Below are 25753 nucleotides of genomic sequence, written 5' to 3'. Positions count from 1 at the left end.
CGATTAAGCAAATCCGCAAAACTTTTCTATTTTAGGGTTTCCTAAATTCAAAACGTTATGGTTGCAAGGAGAGATTTTCTTAAGAACGGCGCCCTGGTAGCAGGCGTTGTTGGGCTTGGATTGCCCAAAACAGTATTTGGCTGGAATGGGTATACCTCCCAACGTCCGCCCCTGGCAAAGCGGAAATTCACCAGTGAAGCGGTGGAAAAGACAATTATCAAGGTAAAGTCCCAGATTGCGGATACTAAATTGGGGTGGCTGTTCGAAAACTGTTTCCCTAACACGCTCGATACAACAGTTAACTTTAAGAAAGAAAACGGCCGGCCCGATACTTTCGTGATCACCGGCGATATTAACGCCATGTGGCTGCGCGACTCCTCTGCCCAGGTATGGCCTTACCTGCCACTGGTAAAGGATGACGCGAAACTGAAAGAAATGGTGGTGGGCGTTATCAACCGTCAAACGAAATGTATCCTCATTGATCCGTATGCCAACGCCTTTAATGAAGGCCCTACCGGCAGCGAATGGGATAAAGATCTGACCACCATGAAGCCGGAGCTGCATGAACGCAAATGGGAGATTGATTCCCTGTGTTACCCGGTGCGGTTGTCTTATAATTACTGGAAAATCAGCGGGGATAATACCCCCTTCGATGATAAATACAAACAGGCGGCGCAGCTCATCGTGAAAACATTTAAGGAGCAGCAGCGTAAAGACGGCCACGGTCCTTACAAATTTCAGCGCAATTCACCTGTACAATCGGATACTGTTGCCAACGGAGGCTGGGGGAATCCTATTTCCCCGGTGGGACTGATCGTTTCTATTTTCCGTCCTTCTGATGATGCTACAGTATTTCCTTTCCTGATTCCATCCAACATGTTTGCCGTAGTATCCCTGCGTCAACTGGCGGAAATCAGTGAAACGATATATAAAGATGCGGCCTTTGCGCACGAATGCACAGCACTGGCTGATGAGGTAGACCGTGCTATTAAGGCGCATGCTATTGTGGAGCATCCTAAGTTAGGTATGATGTATGGTTTTGAGGTAGATGGTTTCGGAAACCGTTTATTCCTCGATGATACCAATGTGCCCAGCCTCCTGTCTATTCCTTACCTGGGATATACCGGCATTGACGATCCGTTGTACCAGGCATCCCGCCACTTTGTATGGAGTAATTTCCAGCCCTGGTTTTACAGGGGTAAATACGGTGATGGGGTAGGGAGTCCGCATACCGGCAATGATTATATCTGGCCAATGAGTATTATCATGCGGGCATTGACCAGTCATGATAAGGAGGAAATAGCTTCCTGTATTAAAACCTTGCGGAATACCGACGGAGAAACCGGCTTTATCCATGAATCTTATCACAAGGATGATCCGTCTAAGTTTACCCGTCCGTGGTTTGCCTGGGTGAATACGCTCTTTGGTGAACTGATCCTGAAGGTAAGCCAGGAGTATCCTGATCTGCTGAAGAGACAATACGCATAAATAATCCTGATATTTCTACCAGGGATTTTGTGGTTTATGTTCAATATATTGCGAACATACATCATGAAATCCCTGATTTTTTTAGTTACTAATACCAGATAAATGACGCCAGCAGATATTTACCAGCAAAGGATCCACCAGTTCCGGGAAGCGATAAAAAAAGAGAAGCGGTTAACCGCCAGCCTTTCATGGGCCCGGCTGGCCAGTTTCCTGGTGATGGTAGCTGGCATCGTGTTTTTTATCCGGAATGGCTGGGAAGCGCCGTGGTTACTGGTAACAGCCGCCGGTATGCTTGCGTTTATAATGTTGCTGATATGGTATTCCAAAGCGCAGCAGCAATTGCAGCTTTTTAAATCCCTGTTGGAATTGAATGAGAAGGAATGGCAGCTGGTAACTACCGGTCAATCGGCTTTTGACAACGGGAATGAGTTCGTGGACGACAGCCATGATTTCAGCAGCGATCTCGATGTTTTCGGGCCATCTTCTATTTTTCAGCATATTAACCGCACGGGTACTTTGTCTGGCAGGCGGGAACTGGCCACCGCGCTGCGAAACCCACTGGAAGATACCACGGCTATATTGGGTACACAGGAGGCTTTACAGGTACTCACACCGGAACTGGAGTTCCGGCAGCTGCTTGCTGCCAATGCCATGCTGGCGAAAGAAGAAGAAAGCGATCGCCGGGAAATCAGCGCATGGCTGGAAATGCCTTTCCACTTTCTGCACAACAAATTTATAAATGTGGTTATCTGGCTGAGTCCTTTGCTGGTAACCGGCTCCATTGTATATTATGCCATCACTGGTAAATACTACCTGTTGTTGATACTGATCATGTTAAACTGGTTGCTGCTGGGCGCTAGTCAGAAAAAGATCATGGCACAATATGTATTGATTTCGCATAAGGAAAGGATACTGGATAAGTTTTCTATCTTATTACATCTTATAAAAAACGGCAGTTTCAAAAAATCCGCGTTGCTGCAGCAACAACAGGATAAGGCTAAAGAGGCCGATGTAGCATTGCGGCAGCTGTCTAAAATATGTAATGCCTTTGATCAGCGGCTAAACCTTTTGATTGGACTGGGGCTTAACTCCCTGATGCTGTACGACCTCCATTGCATCCTCCGTTTGGAACGGTGGAAGAAACAGCATAAGCAGCACATTACCGGGTGGTTTGATGTGATTACCCAGCTGGAGGTGTGGAACAGCCTGGCCACCTATGCCTTTAATCACCCGGAATTTTCGTGGCCGGCGCCGCAGGCGGAAGGGCGTATCCTGGAAGCTACGGCGCTGGGGCATCCGCTGATCCCGGCCGCTGAATGCGTAAAGAATGACGGCGCCGCTGGCCGTAAAGATCATTTCCTGATCATTACCGGGTCCAATATGTCCGGTAAAAGTACCTTCCTGCGGAGCGTAGGCTCCAACCTGTTGCTGGCCATGTGCGGCGCCCCGGTATGTGCGGACCGTTTTGTATTCAGCCCTATGCGTATCATGACTTCCATGCGAATCAAGGATTCGATTGCCAGTCATACTTCCTATTTCCAGGCGGAGTTGCTGCGGTTACAACATATTATCCATCACCTGAAAACCGGTGCGCGGGTTTTTATTTTGTTAGATGAAATTCTCAAAGGCACCAATTCTGAAGATAAATTATCGGGCTCGCGCAGCCTGATTGAGCATTTCCTGCAATATAACTGCCTGGGCATGATTGCCACGCACGACCTCGAGCTGGGGCAACTGGAATCGGCTTATCCGCAACAGATCAGGAATTATTGTTTTGAAAGTACGATACAGGACAACCACTTGTTTTTCGACTACCGCATCCGGGAGGGTATTGCAAGGAATAAAAATGCCACTTTCCTGATGAAGCAAATGGAAATTATTTAAATCCTAAATATTTTAGTATTTTTACTAAAATATTTAGTCTATGACTTTGCCATTCCAGGAGGGCGCACCGGAAAATCCATACTATAAAGGGCGCGGAGCACAGATTAATCCCAAGAATAAATACCTGGCAGATGAATATGCGCAGGAGCATGCCGAAGGCATTGATGAATGGTGGCAGGCAGATGTACCTACCCAGGTGTTCGAGGAACATGCGAAAAATCTCGTTAATAAGGTGGATAGTCCGGATGTGGGGATGTGGTATTCCATGAACCCCTACCAGGGCTGTGAGCATGGCTGCATTTACTGTTATGCCCGTAACACCCACCAGTATTGGGGTTTGAGCGCGGGTTTGGATTTTGAAAGAAAGATTATTGTAAAACATAACGCCCCGGAACTGCTGCGCAGGTTCCTGGATAATAAGAAATGGGACCCCAAGCCGATTTCCCTTTCGGGGAATACGGACTGCTATCAGCCGGTAGAACGTAAGATGTGGCTTACCAGGCAGTTGCTGGAGGTAGCGCTGGAATACAAACAGCCCATAGGGATCATCACTAAAAACTCGTTGGTATTACGGGATCGTTACCTGTTACAGCAGCTGGCACAGGATAACCTGGTATGCGTGTACCTGTCTATCACCACGTTGCAGGAAGACCTGCGGCAGAAAATGGAGCCCCGTACCGCTACGGCGGCGCAACGGCTAAAGGTGGTGAAGGAGCTGAGTGATCTTGGGATACCCGTTGGCGTTATGACGGCCCCGCTCATTCCGGGACTCAATGACCATGAAATTCCACGCCTGCTGGAAGCTGCAGCAGCCAATGGCGCTAAATATGCAGGGTATACGGTAGTGCGGCTCAACGATGCGGTGAAGATCATTTTCAACGACTGGCTCTATAAAAACTTCCCCGACCGGGCAGATAAAGTGTGGCACCATATAGAAAGTATGCACGGGGGAAAGGTGAATGACAGCGACTTTGGGCGGAGAATGAGGGGAGAAGGCAACATTGCGGACCTCATAAAGCAGCAGTTTAAAATCCATACAAAGAAGAATGGCTTGAACCAGGAACGCTTCGAATTCAATACAGCAGCCTTCCGCCGGCCGAATTCACAATTAAGCCTGTTCTGATTATCAATGATATGTAGTTGCACTTTAAACTAATTGTTAAGTCTGGGAAAAAAGTAGGGTGTTTTTTTGTGTAATAAAAAAAATAAAAATTATCTTTGCTTCAAGAACAAAAATAACTGTGCAACTTATATCAACATACGAGATTTCAGCGATGGCCTGCCAACACAAGCAGGTCAAGGCCAGAATGCGGGCATGTTGCACCGATTGTTAACGAACGAAAAGTTATCAAACGATATAAACAAGAGTCCCGCACTAGAGAAAAGTGTGGGACTTTTTGCTTTTGAAGCAGTAATGAAATGACGACATTGAAAGAATTTCAAGCGATAACTGTAATGCAAGAAAAATGCGCCTCATGGCGTAAACGGAATGGCTTTGCCTTAAAAAAGCCATACGGACATGGTATGCGATAATGTGAGATAACCCCTCTGCATTATTTATCCCGGTCCGTAAATACGGCCGGGTTTTTTTGTGGCCAAATCCGGCATAAAAATGGCAAACAAAATATTTTTTCAAAGATGTTATGCGCTAACCCGTTTGATTAGCAAAGAAGTAAAGTGCATAATCCCAAAAACGTTAGATGATGAGAAACGTTATTCAAGTTGTAAGAGAGGCCTTACTCACCAATTTCAGGGAGTTGGATCAGTGGTTTGAAAAAGAACCGGCATTACTGGATTTCAAACCAGACCGTGATCAATGGAGCATACGGGAAGTACTGGAGCATATTACGCTCACCAATTACTTTTTGCTGCTGATCATCAATAAGAGTACCCGCCGGGCGCTGGAACGTAAGAAAACCGGCCACTCCGTGATACTCCCGGCAGATTATGCCAATAAATTAGAACAAATAGATGTCATCGGCAGCAAATCCTTTGGTTGGGTAAGACCCGAACATATGGAACCTACCGGACTTAAAAATATGCAGGAAGTAAAAGCCCTTCTGAAGCAACAGTATGCACAGTGCATGTACAACCTGTCTTTACTGAAAAACGGTGAAGGAGTGCTGGTGTTCACCAACATGTCTGTAAATCAGCTGGGCAAGCTGGACATCTATCAGTACATCTATTTCCTCACCAAGCATATCGAACGGCATATCCGTCAGATGCAGCGCCTTCAGAAGGAATTCGAAGAAAGCGCGGTGTTAATATAACTTAGGTCGACCACCACCATCTGTTTTTGTTAATCCTGATCATAACTACAGCCGGAAGTTTACCACTTCCGGCTTTTTAGTGCACTTGTATTTTGTATACCTGCTACAAGTCATTAGTCCTGCTTCAGACTTTTGAAAATCAGAAAGCATAAATAAAATAGTTGAAAATATTTTGTTAAAAATTTGCAAATTCAAAATATATCCTGTTATCTTTGCATCGTTAAAATTTAATAAACAAATTGATAAACATGAAACGCATTAATCTATATATGGACAACGCAACACCTTGCTCAGAGCAGGATGGCAGCGGATTCCGGGCGTTTTATGATTACAGGTAGATAAAAAATATTTGTAAGTATAACAGCAGCCCGGGTCCTTGGATCCGGGCTTTTTTGTTATCGCTTTATTGGAATGATGAATTTACCGGGAATGACAGAACGGATTCAAATCCGCCGCAGCAAATGGTTTAGAGATAGCATTAATTCAATTAATGCTAAACGGACGAGGTATGTCTTGACGTAGTGTATGCGTTAACGTTATATGACCCGGTCCGTTTTAAACAGACCGGGTTTTTTTATGCGGCAGTATAAAGATTATTTGAGGAGGTACATAAAAAACAGGCAGGCGGAGTAATCCTGCTCCGCTTTCATCTCCTTTTTAAGATATTTTTTTTCGTCTCTGTTTGCATTTTTAACCCCTTATCGTCAGGTTATCAGAAGGATAACCTGTAATTTACCCCATGATAAATACGATTTACCCGGGCCCGGCCTGGTCCCGGGAAATCTTTATCATCAGGACAACATCACATTAAAGAGAACAAGCAGCTATGAAGCAGATAGTTAATAATAACATAGATATCACAGATGGCGAACATTTTGATCCGAAGGGAGTGTATACCGTTCATTTTAGTGCTATCCCCGATATCAATAACATTTACGAAGTAGATGGTGATAAAGCCGCCGCTGCCTTTGCAAAGAAATATGAAAGTATAATTGTTCATACGCATCGCTATACCGATTATGACAACAAAAAGAAGAAGTATAAGCATAATCAAACGCTGTTCGTATTAAGTAATAACAGCGTGGTAGCGTTCTGGCAATCGTGGTGCGAGATATTGCATAATGGAACTATTCCTGCGTTTGTATCAGAGGTAACGGAAACGGTTACACGATATAAAGAAAAGCAACGCAGGGAACCGCATGAAATTAACCTGATCACCAGCGGACGTAAAGGACTGGAGCTGAAAAGCCTGGAAATAAAACGTACCAAGCTGGATATAGGTATGTTTTATGAAGATGATTTTAAAGAGATAGATAAAGTGATCCAGCAGCGGCTGAAGAAGGATAAAGACAAGGGGATCGTATTGCTGCATGGCTTGCCGGGAACAGGCAAAACTACTTATCTGCGTTACCTGATTGGCAGGATAAAGAAGCGGGTGCTTTTTGTTTCGCCCGACCTGGCAAACAACATTATGAATCCTGAGTTCATGGAACTGCTGATCGATAATCCTAATTGTGTGGTGATCATTGAAGATGCTGAAAATGTAATTATGGATCGTAAGTTTTCAGGTAACTCATCTGTTTCAAATTTGTTGAACCTGTCGGATGGATTATTGGCAGATTGTTTGAATATACAGCTGGTTTGTTCTTTCAACAGCGACTTATCCGCTATCGACAATGCGTTGTTGCGTAAAGGCAGACTGATTGCAAAGTACGAGTTCAAACGGCTGCCGGTGGCTAAGGCACAGGCATTATCAAAGCACATGGGTTTTGATACGGTGATCAATAAGGCGATGACTATTGCAGAAATTGCCAATCAGCATGAGCCCTCTTTTGAAACCAAACAACATGTGATCGGGTTCAGGCGGGAAATGCTGGAAGAGATCGCGTAAATAATATTTATTCATCTTGAAAAAATTAATAAAAATGAAAAGAAATCAATTGTCCATATATATCAGCCGAGTAAACAATTTTGAACATTTAATGACTGATGATGGACAATCAGGAAATCGAAAATTATATGGCGGCCTCACGGATAAGAACGTGCAGGCGCAGAAAGCGCGATGCGCTTAAACAATACGACAAACAGTTATTGCAATACAGCAGAAGGCGGAAGGAATTGTGGCAGGCATGGAATCAACGGGGTTATACGGAGCTGGATCCGCCTGTAATGAAAGGTTACAAACGGTACTTTGTTTTACGGGAAGATGTGGCGCGGAGCCGCGATGGTGAGTTTTTCCAGGAGTTGCTGAAAAAGATCAATACGTATGATTATAGCCACCGGAAAGATTTTAAAGTAAAGAAGCGACAGAGAGGAAGGAAGATACATGTGCTGAGGGAGCAGCATTTACTGCAACCGGTGGATTATCATTTTAAGAAGATGAAACTCTCCCCAAAAGAGATCAACTGTTTTGAAGAACGGGTCCGTTATTGTAAGAACGGTATTGATCAGATAAAGTATTTTGTTGTAAAAGAACCCTGGCGATTTGTATTGCAGGTACGCCCCAATATGATCACCAAACAACGGGTAGCAGCGCCCGAACTGCAATCAGAGATGGACCAGTTAGATAACTTTCTGAAGCAGCATCAATTGGAACACAAGATATGGAGCCTTACCAGGAGCCAGCAATCCAGCCGGAGAAAATGGTTACCGGAGTATAAGAAGAAATATCAATTTAAGCAATTTACCCTGCAGCAGCTGTTGCAGGAAGAATGGTACGAATAAAATTAACCCTTTATGTCAAGTTTAAAAATCAACGGTAAAAAATTACTGGAGATAGGTTACCCCCAAAGTCCTGTTTTCCGTATAGCCATGAATGTTATAGAACAACATTATGGACACTTAACGGAAGAAGCAGCAATTGAATTATTGACCAAAATACTGGCGGATCCTGCTGCATATGCAGATGATGCGATACTGGGTGAAATAGCCCGTGAACTGTTGACGCCAGCAGCGCCGGCAGTGATTGCCTTGCGTGAAACGCCGGTACCTTATTCCGTTTATGGGGAATCCTATATAGAGGAAGGCGCGGTGCAGCAATTAAATAACGCGGTTCGTTTACCCGTTGCCGTTGCCGGTTCACTTATGCCCGATGCCCACCAGGGATACGGGTTACCGATAGGCGGTGTGTTGGCGGCGGATAATGCGGTGATACCATATGGAGTGGGCGTGGATATTGGTTGCCGTATGTGTTTGAGTGTATTGGATTTACCGGTGCAAACGTTGTTAATGAATGAAACATCATATGCAAAGCAATTGATGACCTTCACAAAATTCGGGGCCGGTGCAGAGTGGAAAAAACGGGAGGCGGACCCGGTGCTGGAGAGAAGTGAATTTAAGGAGATAAAGTTTGTCAGAAACCTGTTTGATAAAGCGGCGGGGCAGCTCGGAACATCCGGATCCGGTAACCATTTCGTGGAATGGGGAATTGCCACAATTACGGATCCGCAGAATGAATGGCAGCTGGCGCCGGGTGAGTATGTGGCATTGTTGTCGCACTCCGGTTCACGTGGAATGGGTGCGCAGATAGCGGGGCACTATACACAGCTGGCGAAAGAGATTTGCCCGTTGCCCGAACATGCAAAGCACCTGGCTTACCTGGACCTGGATACAGCGGAAGGGCAGGAGTATTGGCTGGCGATGAACCTGGCGGGTGACTATGCGTCTGCTTGTCACCACCTGATCCATAAGCGGTTGATTGCCGCTACGGGCGCCACTTTGCTGGCGAGGGTAGAGAATCATCATAATTTTGCCTGGAAAGAAATATACCGGGGAAAAGAGGTGATTGTGCACCGGAAGGGGGCTACACCGGCAGGGAAAGGAGTACTGGGTGTAATCCCGGGATCCATGACAGCGCCCGGATTTATTGTGCGTGGAAAGGGTGAAGAGGAAAGTTTACAATCTGCGTCGCATGGCGCCGGAAGACTCATGTCGCGTACCCGGGCAAAGTCATCTATCACTGAACAGGTGTTAAGGCAACAATTGCAGGAACATGGTGTAACACTGATTGGAGGTGGTTTGGATGAGGCGCCGGGGGCGTATAAGAATATTGATACGGTGATGGCGGCGCAAACAACGCTGGTGGAAGTAATTGGCCGGTTTGTACCGAAGGTGGTAAGAATGGCTGATGGCGGACCTCCGGAGGACTGATAAAAATATATGCAATGAAGCGAAGGCGGATAACGGCGAAAGTTGTTTCCGCCTTTCGTTTTTATTAGTCTATTAAAATAGTAGGATAATTAAATTTTATTCCTTATCATTGTGGTAATTTACCACCACCAGTTTTACCAGTTAAACCTATGCATGGGCTGGCACCGTGTATTAGCCTATGTCTTACTATTTGGATTTCCGGATTTAAAATTATATCAAGTGCATTTAAACTACCTGGCATTGGCAGTTCCTTTTTTCCTGACTTTTATTGGGTTAGAATACCTGGTGGCGCGAAAAAACGGAAAGACTTATTTCAAGTTTAATGATTCTATTACCAACCTGAGTGTGGGTATTGCGGAGCGCTTACTGGATACTTTTACAGTAGGGCTTTTTTATTTTGTATACGACTACCTGTATCGTCATTTTGCCTTTTTTGATATTAAATCCAGTGTGTTGTTGTGGGTGGCGTTGTTGATCTGTACAGATTTTATCTGGTACTGGTATCACCGGTTGGCCCATGAAGTTACCGTGTTCTGGTGCGCGCATGTGGTGCATCACCAGAGTGAAGAGTTTAATTATACGGTATCTGCGCGGATTACAGTGTTCCAGGCTTTCATACGTACGGGTTTCTGGGCGATACTTCCTGTAATCGGTTTCCCACCTGCCATGATTACCAGTATGCTCCTGGTGCATGGACTGTATCCGTTTTTTATTCACACGCGTACCATCGGGAAGTTGGGGATACTGGAATATATATTGGTAACGCCTTCGCATCACCGGGTACATCATGCGAGTAACCCTCAGTATCTTGATAAAAATTATGGTGATGTATTTATAATATGGGATAAGTTATTCGGCACTTTTGTAAAAGAAGAAGAGGAGCCGGTGTATGGTTTAACCAAGCCGCTGGAAAGTAATAGTTTTTTGTGGCAGCATTTCCATTTTATCCTGGAGATGTTGTATTCTGCCCGGCGGGCGAAAGGCTGGCGGAATAAGCTGCGCGTGGTTTTTGGTAAACCGGACAATGTAGATCCGGGGGCGCGGAAGATCCTGGAGGAAAAGTTTTTGCTGCGTAATCCTCATATCACGGAGGCGCCTAAACTGTTTAATTATGTATTGTGGCAGATAGTAGCCACATTGGTTGTGTTGTTTTCCTTTCTGTTGCTGGAGCACTATGTGCCGGTATTTATACAGGTATGTGTAGCGCTGCTCATCCTGCTTACGCTGATCAACTGCGGCGCTATTATGGAGCAGAAGAAATGGGTGTTTTACCTGGAGTATGCGCGTTACCTGGTATTGTGCCTGGCAGGTTATTATTGCTGGCCTCATCCTGCATTCCTCTGTGCAGCTGCTATTATTATGATTACTGCTTTTTATTTCCAGTCGCACCTCAAGGAGCATTACCTGCGCCTGGTGTACGGCTATCCCCGTTCATAGCAATGCTTATCCGGCGTTAGGGCCGGACGGATGCGTGTGGGATTTTCGGTAAGGGTAAGGGATTATTGTCTTGGAACCTGTGATTTGAGAATTTTGCGGGCGAAATGTATTCTGCTTTTAATGGTGCCCAATGGTTCTTGCAGCATATTTGCAATCTCGAAGTATTTGTAACCCTCGTAGTAAAGCATAAAGGGCTTTTTGAAGATGCCGGGCAGATGATAAACTGCCACATGGATATCTTTCATCTGTAAGTTAGAGGCCGCTTTATTGCTGACGATGTTCTCATGATGGTTTATAAAGAATTCACTGGCACTTGGTTCTGCGACGGTGCGATGTTTCAATTTTTTCCGGTAATGATTTATAAAGATGTTCCGCATGATGGTGAATAGCCAGGCGCGGATGTTTGTGCCTTCCAGGTATTTTTCCCGGTTGGACAGGGCTCTGAAAAGTGTTTCCTGGTAAAGATCTTTTGCCTGTTCGGCATCTTTGGTGAGGGTAAAAGCAAAGGGTTTCAGGAAATCAGCGTTTCCGACAAGCAAGGTGTTAAATTCAACAGACGACATAATGTTTAAGTTTTGCCTTAACTAATTTAAACAAGAAAAGAGGGTAAATAGTTTTCAAAGGATACCGCGGGGCGGTTAATACATGATTTCTCCGTTATATTTTATTGATTATCAAGTAATTTGTCTTATGCCAAGTATTTAGATCGGTAAAACAGGTGGTAGTTTAAGTAGTGATCCAAATTTTCTCAAACAGGTAAATACAGGTGACTCTCTATATGCATTAACGTAAAAGAGTGGGAAAAGGATTTGATTTGTTGTATTAATAATATTCACATATTATAAATAACTTAAAATTAACGAATAGGTGATATTTGGATGCATATTTGCAGCGGGGTGTGCCCAACACCCGTTAAGATGTTTAAACGTATATCAGACAGCTCATAAGGTTTTCAGGTTAAAAGTGTTAGGAACTAACATTTATATGTTATTTTTAATAGATTTGCACCTTATTTGGCCGGCGCCGGATAAGATTGTTTCCAAAAAAGGTATTCGAGAAAGTTTTAGATCCTATTATACATGTTAAGAAAAATACTGTTGGTCCAACTGTTCCTGTTTGTAGGGTTTTGTGTAATGGCACAGGTACCGTCCCCAGCTCAGATAAAACAAGTAAACGTAGATAATTTATCAGATGATCAGATCAGGCGTATCGTTGCTGAGATGAAACAGAATAATATGTCTATGGATGATATTGACTCGTATGCGGAGCAGAAAGGGGTGCCTCCGGCCGAGGCGGCGAAATTGAAAACGAGGATACAGGCAATGGGATTGGATAAATCACTGGAAAAAAAGAAAAGTGGTGAGATTTTTCAGCAGGACACGCAATATTCAGGAAGGTCATTCAATGATTCGGATACCACTCAGGTTGATTTATTCAGGCAAAATGCGAGTCCGTCGGAAATTAAACGAAAGAAGATATTTGGCGCTGAATTGTTTACAAATAAGAATCTGACTTTTGAACCTAACCTGAGAATACCAACTCCCTCTAATTACAGACTAGCTGCAGATGATCAGGTAATGATAGATGTGTATGGCTACTCTGAGGTGCAGTATAAATTGACGGTCACTTCGGAGGGGTATATCCGTGTTCCTAATCTGGGACCGGTATATGTGAATGGCCTGACAATGGATGAGGCTAAGAACAGAATAACAAAGCAGTTGTCTACGATATACTCTACTATTTCCAGCGGTAAAACCTTTGTACAGGTATCACTGGGTAACATTCGTAGTATAAGGGTGTTGCTTATAGGTGAGATTCAGCGGCCGGGAACGTATACGTTGCCGTCATTGGCTACTGTAGCCAATGCCTTGTATGTGTCGGGAGGTCCGGATGAAAATGGTTCCTTTCGAAGTATTCAGGTGATCCGTAATGGTCATGTAGCTGCAACATTTGATTTGTATGATTTTCTTACGCAAGGTGATCTCACCAATAACATTGTGTTACAGGATCAGGATATTGTGAAAGTGAATCCGTATAAGACCCGTGTTGAATTAGTCGGGGAAGTTAAGCGGCCGGCAATTTTTGAGGCAAAGGAAAATGAGACATTGCAGAATATACTGGACTATGCAGGCGGATATACAGATGGTTCATTTAAGGAGAACATAACAGGGTATCGCATTAATAATAAGGAAAGAGAGGTCATCAATGTCCCCGCTGATCAGATTGCCACGTTTAAGCTCAAGTCGGGAGATCAGTTTTTTGTAGATTCTATTTTGAACCGGTTTAGTAACCGCGTGACTATCAGTGGCGCTGTTTTTCATCCGGGAAATTATGGTTTGGAGCCAGGAATGACGGTGGCCGATTTGATTAAAAAAGCAGATGGCATAAGAGAAGAGGCTTCTTTGAACAGAGGTATTATACGGCGTTTGCAGGATGACTTTACGCCAGCTATCATTAGCTTTAATGTACAGGATATTGTCAGTGGTAAATCCAGCATTCCTATTAAGAAAGAAGACAGTGTAATTGTATTCTCTAAACTAGATCTGAGACAGCAATATTTTGTATCAATAGGAGGTGAGGTTAACAAACCAGGGGCATTCCCTTATGCGGATAGTATGCGGCTGGAAGATCTGATTTTGTTATCCGGAGGGCTCAGGGATGCAGCATCATTGAAACGTGTAGAAATATCAAGGAGAATCAGGAAGGGCGATTACAATAGCAAGGATAGTGCAAAGGCTATCATTAAACAATTTGATATCAACGCAGATTTGAATGCTATAGCGGGTGAACAAGTATTACTGGAGCCGTTTGACGAGGTTAGTATTCGTAAATCTCCGGTTTACAGTGAGCAGGCTAATATTTTGATTGATGGAGAAGTAGTTTATCCAGGACAATATTCCATTGTTAATAAAGGAGAACATATTTCTAATCTTATTGAGAGATCTGGAGGCCTTAAGCCGGAAGCTTTTCCTGAAGGAGCGGTATTGTTGCGTAAAACCTACATAAATGGTTCAGATTCGGCTCTGCTTACGAACAAGCTTGCTTTATTCTACAACAAGCTGGAAGACAGCTCAAGTATTAATAGCGTTAAGAGTATGATGGAGCGGAAGTATCAACTATTAGGGATTAATCTGGCAGATATCATAAAGAAGCCTGGATCGAAATATGATATTCTGTTAGAAGAGGGAGATGTATTAAAAATTCCTAAAAAATTACAAACTGTTCAATTATTTGGAGAGATTTATTTTCCGAAGAAAATTCGTTTCGATAAAGCTTATGCATTTAGGGATTATATAAGAGGAGCAGGTGGGTATACATCAGCAGCTTTGAAAAGAAGAAGTTACGTTGTATATGCAAATGGAGAAGTAAAAAGTACCAGGAAGATATTCTTCTTTAATAAGTATCCCAAAGTAAAGCCAGGTGCAGAAGTATATGTTCCGAGTAAAAGAGAGAGGAAGGGTTTATCAGGACAGGAAGTAGTTGGACTAAGTAGTGGTATTGCGTCCATTGCATTAATAATTGTTACAATCCTGACAAGAGTTAAATAAACACCGTATAAAAAAACAGGAATTGCAATTAAATATAACCAAATGGAGATTTCTAATATAAATACGAATGTTAGTGATAAAAACAATGATGAAATTTCTGTCAGAGAACTTGTTATAAAATTGGGCATTTGGTGGAAATACTTCCTTAAGAACTGGTATATTATTTTGCTGTTTGGTATTTTAGGTGGAGCTACGGGATTAATATTATCGTTTATTTTAAAAACCAAATACGTCGCTGAACTTACCTTCGTTGTGGAGGACAATAGCGGCAGTCCGTTAGGAGCTTATGCCGGACTTGCCAGCCAGTTTGGAATTGATCTTGGTGGTTCGGGGAGTAATGGTGTTTTTCAGGGTGATAATATCATGACTTTTCTTAAATCAAGGTTAATGATTGAAAAGGCTTTGCTTTCTACTGTGATGATAAATGGTAAAAAGCAAACGCTTGCTGAGAGATATATAGATTTTAATGAGCTTCGTTTAGGGTGGGCCGCCAAACCTTCGTTGAAAGGCATTTCTTTCCCACCGGGTGGCGATAGAAGACGATTTTCCCTGCTTCAGGACAGTATTCTGCAAACATTGCAGGAGTCAATTGGAAAGTCGGTACTGAAAGTAGAAAAGGTTGACAAGAAACTTAACTTTATTGTAGTCAGGAGTACAACCAGAGATGAGCTTTTCGCGAAAGCATTCACGGAGCGTTTAATGACTGAGGCAACCAATTTTTATATTGACACCAGGACACAGCGGTCCAAAACGAATGTTGACCGTTTACAGGCAGAAGCGGATTCGTTGGAAAAAATGTTGAATCGGAAAACGTATTCTGTAGCACTTGCCCAGGATATTAATATGAATCCGGCCCGTCAGGTAGCGAGTATAAATACACAACTGGCGAGTAGAGATAAAATGGTACTTGAAACAATGTATGGTGAAGTTGTCAAGAATCTTGAGTTAGGTAAAATTGCTATGGCGCAGGAAACTCCGATCATCCAGGTTATTGATACGCCCATTCTGCCGTTGAAAAAAGAAAAACTGGGAAAAACGAAGGGGGTGATTATTGGAGGTTTGATGGGTGGTTTCTTCATTGTTATTTTTCTTACGCTGAGGAAGGTACTCAAAGATATACTGGCATAATTATACTATTCAGAGTGGATTGAAATCAGGAAATAATTTAGAATAATCATGGAACTAAAGAATAAAAGGGTTTTAATAACAGGTGCAGATGGCTTTATAGGAAGTCATTTGACTGAACGTTTACTAGAAGAGGGTTGTAAAGTGAAGGCTTTTGTATATTATAACTCTTTTAATAGTTGGGGTTGGCTCGATACATTATCGCAGGATCAGCTGTCCCAGCTCGAAATATTTTCAGGAGATATCCGGGATCCTAATGGTGTAAGAACCGCCATGAAAGACATTGATGTGGTGTTTCACCTGGCGGCACTAATTGCAATTCCCTTTAGTTATCATTCCCCTGACTCATATATTGACACGAACATCAAAGGAACATTAAATATCATACAGGCGGCTAAAGATCTCAATATAGAGAGGGTACTTGTCACCTCTACCTCGGAGGTATATGGTACTGCCCAATATATTCCTATTGATGAAAAGCATCCGAGGCAGCCGCAATCACCGTATTCCGCCTCAAAGATTGGTGCTGACTGTATTGCAGAATCGTTTTACAGGAGCTTTAATTTACCGGTAACAATTGTAAGACCCTTCAATACTTTTGGGCCGCGGCAATCGGCGAGGGCAGTAATCCCAACTATTATTTCACAATTACTGAATGGTAAAACTGAAATAAGTCTGGGAGACCTTACGCCTACCAGGGATCTTTTATACGTGAAAGATACCGCAAATGGATTTATTGAGATTGCTAAAGCGGATTCCTTGATCGGACAGGATTGTAATATTGCAACTCAATCTGAAGTGAGCATCGGTGATCTTGCTGCCAATCTGGTGAAACTCCTGAATCCAGCTGCAAGGATCGTTCAGGATGAAAACAGATTGAGACCTGAAAAAAGTGAAGTGTTTCGCTTGTATGGATCCAAAGAGAAGATTAGTCAGCATACAGCCTGGAAGCAAAAGTATACGCTGGAAGAAGGGCTAAAAGAAACGATCGAATGGTTTTCTATCCCTGGTAACCTCAGTAGCTATAAGGCAAACATATATAACATTTAAAGAATGGTTATGGATTTTGAGCCCATTATAAATTTCATCAGGACAGTTTTTAATCAGCAAGATACTTTTATACCATTACATGCTCCCCGTTTTACAGGCAACGAGAAAAAGTATGTTTTAGATACAATAGACTCCACTTTTGTTTCCTCTGTAGGTGCTTATGTTACGCAGTTTGAGAAGATGATGACTGAGATTACAGGCGCAAAATATGCTGTTGCTACCGTAAATGGCACAACAGCCCTGCACCTGGCACTTTTGCTGGCTGGTGTGAAAAATGGAGATGAGGTGATTACACAGCCGCTTACATTTGTTGCTACGGCCAATGCCATTGTTCATGCAGGTGGAATACCTGTATTTGTAGATGTGGACAGGGATACAATGGGGATGTCGCCAATAAGCCTGGAACAGTTTTTACACGATCACACTTATATTGATAGTAGCGGAGATTGCATCAACAAAGTATCCGGGAAGCGGATTGCAGCGTGCGTACCGATGCACACTTTTGGGTTTCCATTGAGGATACAGGATATTTCAAATATTTGCAGGAAATACAATATTGCTTTGGTTGAAGATGCTGCGGAGTCACTCGGTAGCTATTATAATGGCAAGCATACAGGTACAATCGGAAAAATAGGCACCTTCAGTTTTAATGGTAATAAAACCGTAACCTGTGGTGCGGGAGGAGCAATTGTTACTGATGATGAATCCATAGCATTGCATGCGAAGCATTTATCCACAACAGCAAAGCAGCCCCATGCCTGGGAGTTTGTACACGATGAGGTAGGCTATAACTACCGAATGTCGAATCTTAATGCAGCTTTGGCCTGTGCACAGCTGGAGCAACTGGAAATGATGTTGCAGAACAAACGGGAACTCGCCGATTTATATGCTGAATTCTTTACGGGAACAGACATAAAGTTTGTAAGGGAAATTGAGAACACAAAGGCTAATTACTGGTTAAATGCAATCATTTTGCCGGATCATACGGCCCAGCATTTGTTTCTTAAAGAAACAAATGAGCAGAAAGTAATGACAAGGCCAATCTGGAGATTGATGAATAAATTGCAGATGTATGCTGCATGCCAATCTACAGATCTCACAAATGCTTTATGGCTGGAAGAAAGAGTCGTTAATCTGCCAAGCAGTGTTAGATAATTATATTAAATACTAATAAATGGGAATACAAGAGTTTATTACAAAATTTGAGCAGCAGCTTGAAGATGTTGAGCCAGGCACAATCACAGCCGCCACTAACTATCGTGAATTAGAGGAGTGGGATTCAATGACCAGTCTCGTTATAATTGCTATGGTCGACAGGGAATATAATAAACAGATCTCGGGAAATGATATTATGAATGCTGCTACTGTTGAGGAGTTGTATAATATTATTGCGAAATAGAAGATAGTTTTCAACTATATAGTAATTGCATAATAATAGTTTGATTGATGCCAGAATCCCCGTTTAATCTTCAAGAGAAAACAATACTTATTACCGGAGCATCGTCCGGTATCGGTAAGCAAATTGCGATCTCAATTGCGTCGATGGGCGCGAAAGTTATTTTAGTGGCAAGAAACACTGAGAAACTAACGAACGTTAAGGAGCTGCTTGATGGGGCCGGCCATATTGTGTTATCATTAGATATTACAGATGAAATTGCAATTGCTGCGGCTGTTGATAAGATACCTCCTCTGGATGGAATTGTTCATGCAGCTGGTATATTGAAGCTTGCTCCAATAAAAATACTGGACTTCAATCAGTTAAAGCAGATTACCGAAACCAATTACCTGGCTCCTGTTAATCTTACACGCCTTTTGTTGAATAAAAAAAAGATTCAATCAGCCGCCTCGGTGGTTTTTCTGACTTCTGTGAATGGAGTTTATACTGCAGTTAAAGGTTTTGGAGCCTATGCCGGTTCAAAAAGTGCACTTAACAGCATAAGTAAAGTAATGGCGCTGGAATATGCATCCCGGAAGATCAGGTTTAATACCATCGCTCCTGGCATGATAAAAACAGAGATGTATCATGAGATGATAAAACAAGTGTCTGACGAGAGCGTGAAAGAAGATAAATTGAAGTATCCTTTAGGCGATTATGGTGAGCCGGAAGATGTTGCGAATGCAGCTATCTTTCTGCTTTCAGCTGCCAGCAAATGGATTACCGGAACAACTTTGGTTGTGGATGGAGGTTTAACAATTATATGAGGTTAAAGATGATAACACTTGATGCAATTTCATATTATTTACCGGAGGAAACATTGACCAATGATGACCTTCATGAATTATTTCCTGATTGGTCAGTAAATAAAATAGCTGCCAAAACCGGTGTGATAGAGCGCCGGATTGCAGCAAAAGATGAGTTTGCTTCGTCGATGGCTATCAAGGCAGCAAGCAAGTTGTTTGAGGAACATAAAATAACTCCTTCGGAGATACAATTTATTTTACTGTGCACGCAGAGCCCGGATTATTTTTTACCTACAACGGCTTGTATTGTGCAGCACGCTTTAGGTATTCCAACCACGGCAGGTGCCCTCGATTTTAATCTTGGTTGCTCCGGCTACGTATATGGCTTGAGCCTCGCTAAAGGATTAATTTGTTCCGGAGACGTGGAGAACGTTTTATTGATAACTTCAGAAACATACAGTAAGCATATTCATGATCACGATAAAAGCGTAAGAACTATTTTTGGAGATGCTGCCAGCGCAACTTTCATTAAAAGAAATGGTCACGGGGCAGACATAAGGGCTATTACTTTTGGTACTGACGGTAGCGGTGCGGAAAACCTCATAGTGAAAGGAGGTGGCATGCGCCATCCCCGTGTTTCAGATGCTGAAGGTACCATCCCCAGTCCTAATGGCTTATCTGGTACCACCTTATTCATGAATGGCGCCGAGATATTTTCGTTTACCCTCAGATCTGTGCCGGTGATGGTGAAACAGGTATTACAAAAGAATAGTCTGGAACAAGAGGATATTGATCTGTTTGTTTTTCACCAGGCCAACAAGTATATGCTTGATCATTTACGACTTAAACTTGGAATCCCGGAAGAGAAGTTCTTTGTTAGCATGGCCAATTGTGGAAATACGGTGTCATCTACCATTCCCATAGCCCTTAAACAGGCGGAGGAGCAGAAGAAGATTAAATCAGGTATGAAGGTATTGGTGGCTGGTTTCGGTGTGGGATATTCCTGGGGCGCAGGAATTATACAGTATTAACAGATTAAATAGTCCTTTGTCGGAAAAAATAATGATATGGGGAAACCACTGATTTTAATAGGAGGAGGAGGACATGCAAAATCATGTATCGATATAATTGAGGAATCAGGGAACTTTACAATTGAAGGAATTATTGATGTTCCGGATAAATTGGATTCGCAGGTATTGGGTTACAGGGTTATTGGGAATGACAATGATATTGCCGGACTGATAAAGCAGGGCTATTGGTTTCTCATAACCATTGGCCAGATTAAATCAGCACTGCCACGAACAAAGATCTGGCAATTATTGTCATCAAATAATGCAAATATAGCCACTGTGATTTCTCCATTGTCGCATGTTTCAAAATATGCTATTGTAAATAAAGGCAGTATCATCATGCATGGAGCTTATATCAATGCGGGAGCAGTAATCGGATGCAATGCTATCATCAATACAAGGGCTGTGATTGAGCATGACTCCACCATCGGTGATCATTGTCATATCTCTACCGGTGTATTGGTGAATGGGAGTTGTAAAATCGGCGAAGAAGTATTTGTGGGAAGTGGTGCAACAATTAACCATGGTGTAAGTATTGTCAATGATGTCAGGATAGGTTCCGGCTCATTAGTCCATAAGAATATTAAAGAACCGGGCACTTACATAGGTGTTCCATTTACAAGAATTGCATGAGCATGAATAGCACGATTATAATTGCAGAAGCAGGTGTTAATCACAATGGCAGCATTGAACTGGCAAAGGCGCTCATCGATGCGGCTTCCGATGCAGGAGTTGATTACGTGAAGTTTCAAACATTTAAAGCGGAAAATATAGCCAGTAAGCATGCACGCAAAGCGGATTACCAACTGAGAAATACCGGAATACAGGCCGAAGATCAGGTGAGTATGTTAAAGAAGCTTGAACTGACCCCCGAAGCCCATGACGAGCTTATTTTATACTGCAACGAAAAGAATATCAGTTTCCTTTCCACCCCATTTGATCTTGAAAGCATTGATTTACTCAAGTCAATGGGAATTAAGTTAGGAAAGATCCCATCAGGAGAAATTACCAATTTGCCATATCTGAGAAAAATGGCGCAAAGTTTTAAGGAGCTTATTCTCTCTACGGGTATGGCCACGATAGATGAAGTAGCAGCGGCATTGGATGTTATATTTGCCGAAGGTAAAACCGCGAAAGAAGTTACTGTACTGCATTGTACCAGCGAATATCCGGCACCAGTTGAAGATATCAATCTTAAAGCTATGCTTCAAATGAAAGAGAAATTTGATATTGCTGTTGGATATTCTGATCATACCCTGGGAATAGAAGTACCTGTTGCTGCTGTTGCATTAGGTGCCACTCTTGTGGAAAAACACTTCACGTTGGATAAGACTATGGAGGGACCAGATCATGCAGCCTCGCTCGATCCTACTGAGTTGAAGCAGATGGTAGCTGCCATCCGGAATATTGAAAAAGCACTTGGTACAGGAAATAAGGCTCCTACTGCTATCGAAGAGAAGAACAAATTGGTGGCAAGAAAAAGTATTGTGGCCGCTGCTGATATAAAGAAGGGGGAACTGTTTTCCGAAAAAAACCTCACTGTTAAACGACCGGGGAATGGTATCAGCCCGATGGAATGGGATCATGTTATTGGCAAAATAGCCGTGAAGGATTTTGAAGCAGATGAACTGATCACACTTTAAATAAGATAACTATGGAAATCCGTGATTATACAGGTGGAGATGAGAATGAGATAATAAAACTGTTCGAACTGGTTTTTGGGAAACCAATGCCTATAGCATACTGGCGCTGGCGGTTTAAAGATAATCCATGTAATAAGTACGCAATAAAACTGATGTGGAATGAACAGAAACTGATTGGTCATTATGCTGTTTCCCCCGTGTTATTGGATGTTGCAGGGAAACAGCAGCTAACAGGTCTTTCCATGACCACAATGACACATCCGGAGTACACAGGATTAGGAATATTCCAGCAATTATCTGAGGCACTCTACAAGGATATGATGCAGATTCACGGGATGACGGCAGTATGGGGATTTCCTAACAATAATTCCCACAGAGGATTTATTAAAAATCTGGACTGGAAAGATATAACAACCATACCAATGATGTCTTGTGATGTAGCCGTTATAACAGCTAAAAAGTCGGCATCGCTTAGTATCGTTACTAAGTTTACAACCCAGCATGAAGATTTGCACACAGGAATATTTAATAACTACAGGGTAAAAGTGAAGAGAAGCACGGAATATTTGAACTGGAGATATATTAATAATCCCTCCAATAAATATGTGATTCTGGAAAACACTTCCGGGGATGAAGGATTTGTAGTGCTAAAAGAATTCCAGCTTTCCGGTAAGAAAAAGGAATTAGATATTGTCGAATGGTGTTTCGCAGATAATGAGAGAATTACGAAAGTAGTACTTCAGCATCTTGCAGCATTATTTCCTGCGGAAGAGTATGAAAAATTTAATATTTGGATACCGCTGAAAGATGGCAGGCATTTATCTTTTGAGAAGCTAGGATTTAGCAACGGTCTGCCGGTAACTTATTTCGGAATCCGGAGCTTTGCTTCCCAGACGGTGGAATCCGCAGATAATTGGTGGTTCCAGCTTGGAGATTCAGATGTTTACTAATAACCCCACTGCAAATGATTCAAAAACGTAAAATATTATTTGTTACAGGTGCAAGATCGGAGTATGATATTATGCAGCCGGTACTTGAACAGTTAAATAACTGTAATGATATTGAACTGAAGTTAATAGTAACGGGAGCTCATCTTTCCGAGACATTTGGCAAAACAGTTAAGAATATAGAAAACGATGGATATGAAATTGCTGACAGGATCTATAATCTAGTCAGTAGTGAAGATAAAGTAGGAAGAGTGGTAGGAATAGGTACCCAGATTACAGGCCTGGCTCATGCTTTTGCACGGGAGCAACCGGACATTGTTGTGGTGGTTGGTGACCGTGAGGAGGCTATTACTGTGTCTATGACAGCTGCGTATTTAAGTATTCCGGTAGCTCATCTGGCTGGTGGCGATATTGCTAATGATGGCAATATCGATAACGCTGTCCGATATGCAACCTCCAAGTTTGCGCACATCCATTTTACTTTTCTTGAACAGCATGCCCAGGTATTAAGATTGCTGGGAGAAGATGACTTCAGGATTTTTAATACAGGGAATCCTGCATTGGATAAATTTGTTCATTGCCCGGTGATTCCAAAAAATGAAATTGCGCCGCTAAAGGTATTAAAAACAGGCAATGAGCCATATTTGGTTTTAATACAGCACCCAATTATAACCGAAGCCACTGATGCGGGCAAGCAGATAGTGGAAACATTGGAGGCAGTCGTTGATCTGGGCATAAAGTGTTTTATTAATTATCCCAATTCTGATGCAGGGAACTTCGCCATCATAGAGATGATAAGTAAATATGCCGGTGAGTATCCTGAAATTTTTTACCTGTTTAAAAATCTGGACCGGGTCAATTATATTAACTTACTCAGAAATGCCGCTGTGCTGATTGGAAATTCAAGTTCCGGTATATTGGAAGCGCCTTCCATCGGCCTGCCGGTTGTAAATATTGGTAGCCGTCAACGCGAACGGTTTAGTGCCGGAAATGTAATTTATGTTGACTATAACAGAGTGGAAATTGCAACAGCCATCCGGGAATCGATTTATAACCCTGTTTACCGTGCTACCGTAAAAGGCATAGTGAATCCTTACGGAGATGGCAATAGTGCAAAGAAAATAAGTGATGTGCTGAGAAGTATTTCTATAAATGATAAGTTGATATATAAAAATATCACTTATAAGGTTTAGTGATTTTATCTGATATAACTAATTGGTTATATTTTAATATCTATAGTATTATGGCAAATATTATTATTATATCTGCACATCCTGATGACGAGGTAATAGGTGCTGGAGGTACATTACTGAAGCATACGAAGAATGGCGATAACATTTTTTGGCTGATTGTTACCAAACTGTTTGAAGAGTATGGATTCAGTCAGGAAAGAATTCATAGCCGTCAACAGGAGATTGAAAAAGTTGCCAGCTTATTGGGGATAAAAGAGACCTTTCAACTCGACTATCCTACGATGCATTTACATGGCGCCTCGCTAATAGAAATGGTTCCGAAGATCTCAGATATTTTTAAACAGGTAGACCCGGAATATGTGTATGTTATGAATCGGTCGGATGCACATAGTGATCACAGGGTTGTTTTTGACGCGGTTGTGGCATGTACTAAATCATTCCGGTATCCCGGAATCAAAAGAGTGCTAATGTATGAGTGTCTCTCGGAAACAGAGTTTGCACCTGCCTTGCCAGAGAAAGTATTTATGCCTAATTACTATGTGGATATTTCTGCATTTATAGAAGATAAACTCTCCATAATGGAAATATATGAATCAGAATTAGGAGAACATCCGTTTCCCAGAAGTCTGGAAAATATCAGAGCACTAGCGCATTTCCGGGGTGCGAGTGTGGGTGTAAGATACGCGGAAGCTTTTCAATTGATCAAATTTATTGATAAGGTCTAATGGAATTTACTAAACATCTTATATCAGGAAATGCCAGTATTAAAGATGCGCTTAATAAACTGAATTTATTGGCGATTGATGCTGTACTGTTTGTTGTAGATGATAGCAATAGACTGATCGGATCACTTACTGATGGTGACATCAGGAGAGGATTTATCAAGGGCCTTACATTTGATACTCCCATAATGGAGTATATCCAACCAGATCCTATATTCATTTATAAGGATAATTATTCTATTGATCAACTGGAAATATTCGCAAAAAAGAATTTAAAAATAATCCCGATAATAGATAACAACCGTAGGATTATTGACATTCTGAACCTGCGTATTAAGTCATCGTTGTTGCCGCTGGATACTGTATTGATGGCAGGGGGAAGAGGAGAACGTTTGATCCCGCTCACAGACAAATGTCCCAAGCCGTTGTTGAAAGTTGGGAATAAACCTATTATTGAACACAATATAGACAGATTAGCCAGTTACGGAATAAACCGTATCATCATAAGTATCAGGTATCTGGGTGATCAGATAAAAGCGTATTTCAATGATGGCTCTTCCAAAGATGTGAATATTCAATATGTTGAGGAAGATGTTCCTTTAGGCACCTTTGGGGCGCTAAGCCTGGTCGAGTCGTTCAATACAGAGAATATTTTATTAATGAACTCTGACATCCTGACCAACATTGATTTTGCTGATTTTTACAAATCGTTTATTGATGCCGACGCAGATTTAATGGTGGCGAGCATTCCATACCAGGTGAAAGTTCCTTATGCCGTATTGGAAATAGATAATGGCCAGGTAATTTCATTTGATGAAAAGCCTACCTACAGCTATTACTCAAATGGGGGAATCTATCTATTTAAAAGAAGCCTGCTTGAGTTCCTGCCAGTAGGTTCTTTCTATAATGCTACCGATTTTATGGAAATGCTGATTTCAAAAAAACGGAAAGTGGTTCATTATCCAATTCTTGGCTATTGGCTGGATATAGGAAGACATGAGGATTTTGAGAAGGCCCAGAATGACATTAAACATATCAAATTCTAA

The 25753-nt window shown here is 42.2% G+C and carries 22 protein-coding genes; 21 read left to right on the top strand and 1 reads right to left on the bottom strand.

Annotated elements, in window-relative coordinates; translation table 11 throughout:
• Window positions 1-57: 57 nt before the first annotated feature.
• The 8 genes from AB6805_RS06170 (at window position 58) to AB6805_RS06135 (ending at window position 11228) form a co-directional block, all read left to right on the top strand.
• Window positions 58-1488 (top strand): glycoside hydrolase family 125 protein, encoded by a 1431-nt coding sequence (locus tag AB6805_RS06170; RefSeq protein WP_370908577.1) that lies wholly within the window; start codon window positions 58-60, stop codon window positions 1486-1488.
• 102 nt (window positions 1489-1590) lie between these two features.
• Window positions 1591-3372, top strand: a complete 1782-nt coding sequence (locus AB6805_RS06165) for a hypothetical protein (protein WP_370908576.1) — start codon at window positions 1591-1593, stop codon at window positions 3370-3372.
• Between the two features lie 40 nt (window positions 3373-3412).
• On the top strand, window positions 3413-4495 hold the full coding sequence (locus AB6805_RS06160) for a PA0069 family radical SAM protein (RefSeq protein WP_370908575.1): 1083 nt from the start codon (window positions 3413-3415) through the stop codon (window positions 4493-4495).
• A gap of 580 nt (window positions 4496-5075) precedes the next feature.
• A complete protein-coding gene (locus tag AB6805_RS06155) occupies window positions 5076-5642 on the top strand; it encodes a DinB family protein (RefSeq protein WP_200817306.1) in 567 nt (188 codons plus the stop codon).
• A gap of 826 nt (window positions 5643-6468) precedes the next feature.
• Window positions 6469-7533 carry an AAA family ATPase gene (locus AB6805_RS06150; protein WP_370908574.1) on the top strand — a complete coding sequence of 355 codons (1065 nt, stop codon included), beginning with the start codon at window positions 6469-6471 and terminating at the stop codon, window positions 7531-7533.
• 101 nt (window positions 7534-7634) lie between these two features.
• Window positions 7635-8366 carry a hypothetical protein gene (locus AB6805_RS06145; protein WP_370908573.1) on the top strand — a complete coding sequence of 244 codons (732 nt, stop codon included), beginning with the start codon at window positions 7635-7637 and terminating at the stop codon, window positions 8364-8366.
• 12 nt (window positions 8367-8378) lie between these two features.
• Entirely contained in the window at window positions 8379-9791 is a 1413-nt protein-coding gene (locus AB6805_RS06140; RefSeq protein WP_370908572.1) for an RtcB family protein, read from the top strand.
• Between the two features lie 219 nt (window positions 9792-10010).
• Window positions 10011-11228, top strand: a complete 1218-nt coding sequence (locus AB6805_RS06135; RefSeq protein ID WP_370908571.1) for a sterol desaturase family protein — start codon at window positions 10011-10013, stop codon at window positions 11226-11228.
• A 62-nt stretch (window positions 11229-11290) separates the two neighbouring features.
• Here the strand turns inward: AB6805_RS06135 and AB6805_RS06130 are convergent, their stop codons facing one another.
• Window positions 11291-11791 carry an RNA polymerase sigma factor gene (locus tag AB6805_RS06130; RefSeq protein ID WP_370908570.1) on the bottom strand — a complete coding sequence of 167 codons (501 nt, stop codon included), beginning with the start codon at window positions 11789-11791 and terminating at the stop codon, window positions 11291-11293.
• Between the two features lie 516 nt (window positions 11792-12307).
• Between AB6805_RS06130 and AB6805_RS06125 the strand changes: the two genes are divergently transcribed.
• The 13 genes from AB6805_RS06125 to AB6805_RS06065 are packed head-to-tail and all read left to right on the top strand — an operon-like array spanning window position 12308 to window position 25753.
• Complete coding sequence (locus tag AB6805_RS06125; protein WP_370908569.1) at window positions 12308-14776, top strand: SLBB domain-containing protein; 2469 nt, start codon at window positions 12308-12310, stop codon at window positions 14774-14776.
• Between the two features lie 42 nt (window positions 14777-14818).
• A complete protein-coding gene (locus AB6805_RS06120; protein WP_370908568.1) occupies window positions 14819-15904 on the top strand; it encodes a lipopolysaccharide biosynthesis protein in 1086 nt (361 codons plus the stop codon).
• A gap of 48 nt (window positions 15905-15952) precedes the next feature.
• Window positions 15953-16951: an NAD-dependent 4,6-dehydratase LegB gene (locus AB6805_RS06115; RefSeq protein WP_370908567.1), complete on the top strand. Its 999-nt coding sequence runs from the start codon at window positions 15953-15955 to the stop codon at window positions 16949-16951.
• Window positions 16952-16960: 9 nt separating this feature from the next.
• The gene (locus AB6805_RS06110) at window positions 16961-18106 is read left to right on the top strand and encodes a LegC family aminotransferase (protein WP_370908566.1); all 1146 of its coding nucleotides are present in this window, start codon (window positions 16961-16963) and stop codon (window positions 18104-18106) included.
• Window positions 18107-18125: 19 nt separating this feature from the next.
• Entirely contained in the window at window positions 18126-18350 is a 225-nt protein-coding gene (locus AB6805_RS06105) for an acyl carrier protein (RefSeq protein WP_370908565.1), read from the top strand.
• Between the two features lie 47 nt (window positions 18351-18397).
• Window positions 18398-19153 carry an SDR family NAD(P)-dependent oxidoreductase gene (locus tag AB6805_RS06100; protein ID WP_370908564.1) on the top strand — a complete coding sequence of 252 codons (756 nt, stop codon included), beginning with the start codon at window positions 18398-18400 and terminating at the stop codon, window positions 19151-19153.
• 8 nt (window positions 19154-19161) lie between these two features.
• Complete coding sequence (locus tag AB6805_RS06095) at window positions 19162-20163, top strand: 3-oxoacyl-ACP synthase III family protein (protein WP_370908563.1); 1002 nt, start codon at window positions 19162-19164, stop codon at window positions 20161-20163.
• Window positions 20164-20199: 36 nt separating this feature from the next.
• Window positions 20200-20835, top strand: a complete 636-nt coding sequence (locus AB6805_RS06090; protein WP_370908562.1) for an acetyltransferase — start codon at window positions 20200-20202, stop codon at window positions 20833-20835.
• A gap of 2 nt (window positions 20836-20837) precedes the next feature.
• Window positions 20838-21845 carry an N-acetylneuraminate synthase gene (gene neuB / locus AB6805_RS06085; RefSeq protein WP_370908561.1) on the top strand — a complete coding sequence of 336 codons (1008 nt, stop codon included), beginning with the start codon at window positions 20838-20840 and terminating at the stop codon, window positions 21843-21845.
• Between the two features lie 11 nt (window positions 21846-21856).
• Window positions 21857-22795 carry a GNAT family N-acetyltransferase gene (locus AB6805_RS06080; protein ID WP_370908560.1) on the top strand — a complete coding sequence of 313 codons (939 nt, stop codon included), beginning with the start codon at window positions 21857-21859 and terminating at the stop codon, window positions 22793-22795.
• Window positions 22796-22809: 14 nt separating this feature from the next.
• Window positions 22810-23985 (top strand): UDP-N-acetylglucosamine 2-epimerase, encoded by a 1176-nt coding sequence (gene neuC / locus AB6805_RS06075; protein ID WP_370908559.1) that lies wholly within the window; start codon window positions 22810-22812, stop codon window positions 23983-23985.
• A 50-nt stretch (window positions 23986-24035) separates the two neighbouring features.
• Entirely contained in the window at window positions 24036-24710 is a 675-nt protein-coding gene (locus AB6805_RS06070) for a PIG-L deacetylase family protein (RefSeq protein WP_370908558.1), read from the top strand.
• The gene (locus tag AB6805_RS06065; protein WP_370908557.1) at window positions 24710-25753 is read left to right on the top strand and encodes a nucleotidyltransferase family protein; all 1044 of its coding nucleotides are present in this window, start codon (window positions 24710-24712) and stop codon (window positions 25751-25753) included. The genes AB6805_RS06070 and AB6805_RS06065 overlap by 1 nt, the downstream gene beginning before the upstream one ends.

The sequence above is a fragment of the Chitinophaga sp. RCC_12 genome (assembly GCF_041360695.1).
Taxonomy (GTDB): Bacteria; Bacteroidota; Bacteroidia; order Chitinophagales; family Chitinophagaceae; genus Chitinophaga.
This window is presented reverse-complemented; position numbering and strand designations above follow the sequence as displayed.